The organism is bacterium (genome assembly GCA_037131655.1).
Lineage (GTDB): Bacteria > Armatimonadota > Fimbriimonadia > Fimbriimonadales > JBAXQP01 > JBAXQP01.
Genome location: JBAXQP010000440.1, coordinates 1 through 1,796, shown reverse-complemented (window position 1 = coordinate 1,796; position 1,796 = coordinate 1). Strand labels below are relative to the sequence as shown.

Below are 1,796 nucleotides of genomic sequence, written 5' to 3'. Positions count from 1 at the left end.
GGATTCTCACTTCCCGGATCACTCCGCTCAGAATTATTCTAATTTGGGCTCTTGTGCCACAAAGGTAATGCGAAATGCATGATAGTTTAAGAAACTTCGATGACGCAAAGCTCGCTGAGGCACTCGCGGGGGCAGGAAGAAACGGGCAATTTCGTGAGATTATTTTTGAGGCGCTCCGCAATGCTGAATCTCAAGCAGACGATGCCGACATATTCCAAAAAGAGGTGCGCTTGCCGGTTATACGTACACTTCTCCGCGATGTGCAGACACACCGTGTCGTCCTGCAGAATGGATTGATTTTCGAAGTGGGGGTTGACAGTCGCATCGAGGAAGCACTGCTATTGAGTTCAAGCGCTAATCCTGACCACGTGTGGGAACCTCAAACGACGAAACTGCTTGTGAGCTTGGCAGCTGACATGCAACACGTGATTGTCGGCGGCGCGTACATTGGCGACCACGTTCTACCAATTTCCCTCGCCATGACGGAGCAAAACCTTGGGGGTATGGTCCACGCCTTCGAGCCGATGGAACATGCGTTCACTAGACTTTTACATCATCTGAGAATCAATGGCATCATTAATGTATCGGCACATCAGTTGGCCTTGTGGAGCAAGAGTGATGTCACGCTCAACGTAGAAGGAGCATCAGCTTTGGCAACCTGTCTTCCTGTCAATATGAGCGAGAACCATCCTATGGCAATTGCTCAATCTATAACAATAGACGACTATGTCGACCTTAGATCGTTACCGTATGTGGGCTTAATTATGCTGGATCTCGAAGGTGGAGAGGAGGAAGCCCTTGTCGGAGCGAGCAAAACTCTTTCTCGTCCATTCCCTGAGGCGCCTCATTTGATTTTCGAGGTTCACCGCAACTACGTTGATTGGTCATCAGGATTAGAAAATACGTCGATTGTGGCTCTTGTGAGGTCGAGTGGATACACAATTTTTGCGGTCCGCGATTTCCATGACAACTACTCGATGGCTGGTAAAGCCATTGAAATAATTCCAATCGATCGTGTTTACTTGGAAGGCCCACCCCACGGATTCAATCTCCTAGCCACTAAGGATCCTGATTTGGTAAGGCGATTGGGATTGCGAGTGGTTGAAAACGTCAGTCCCAAGCTATTAGTTTATAAAAACCCGGCTCTTCATCATCCCTTAGATGGTCTGCCATGACAAGCTTCACTGTATTAGGCGCATCTGGATTTGTCGGTTCACACCTCGTGCAGCATCTCCAAAGAGAAGGTCATGATTGCTTTGCTCCCGCAAAAGGGGTGGATATATCTGCGCGGAACCTTGGCCATGTTATCTATTGCATCGGGCTCACCGCCGATTTTAGGACGAAGCCTTATGAGACGATAAATGCGCATGTTTGCTGCCTTGTAGACGCATTAACGCGATACAAGTTCGACTCGTTCGTCTATCTATCGTCCACACGGGTGTACGGGGTCAGGGAGGATATCGCGCACGAGGAGGATGTTATCCACAGTCAGCCTCTTGTTCCGGGCGACCTGTATAATATCTCAAAAATAATGGGTGAAGCGGCCTGTTTCGCTGCCGGTGAGGACAATGTGAGAGTGGCGAGGCTATCGAATGTCTACGGCTATGACTCCCAGTCAGAGAACTTCATATTCTCGCTGATCAGGGACGCTCTAAAGAAAAAGAGAATCGTGCTGAATACAACCATGGATTCCGGCAGAGACCATGTCAGCGTACATGATGTAGTAAGGATACTGCCCCAAATAGCACTTAAGGGAAAACACAGGATATATAACATCGCAAGCGGCGAAAACATAC

Annotated in this window: 2 protein-coding genes; both read left to right on the top strand. The window is 48.7% G+C overall.

Annotated features, from left to right (window positions below; translation table 11 throughout):
- The first annotated feature begins 74 nt into the window (after window positions 1–74).
- The gene (locus WCO51_13415) at window positions 75–1,175 is read left to right on the top strand and encodes an FkbM family methyltransferase (protein MEI6514251.1); all 1,101 of its coding nucleotides are present in this window, start codon (window positions 75–77) and stop codon (window positions 1,173–1,175) included.
- The coding region (locus WCO51_13410) for an NAD-dependent epimerase/dehydratase family protein (GenBank protein ID MEI6514250.1) at window positions 1,172–1,796 on the top strand (625 nt) is incomplete at its 3' end. The genes WCO51_13415 and WCO51_13410, both read left to right, overlap by 4 nt.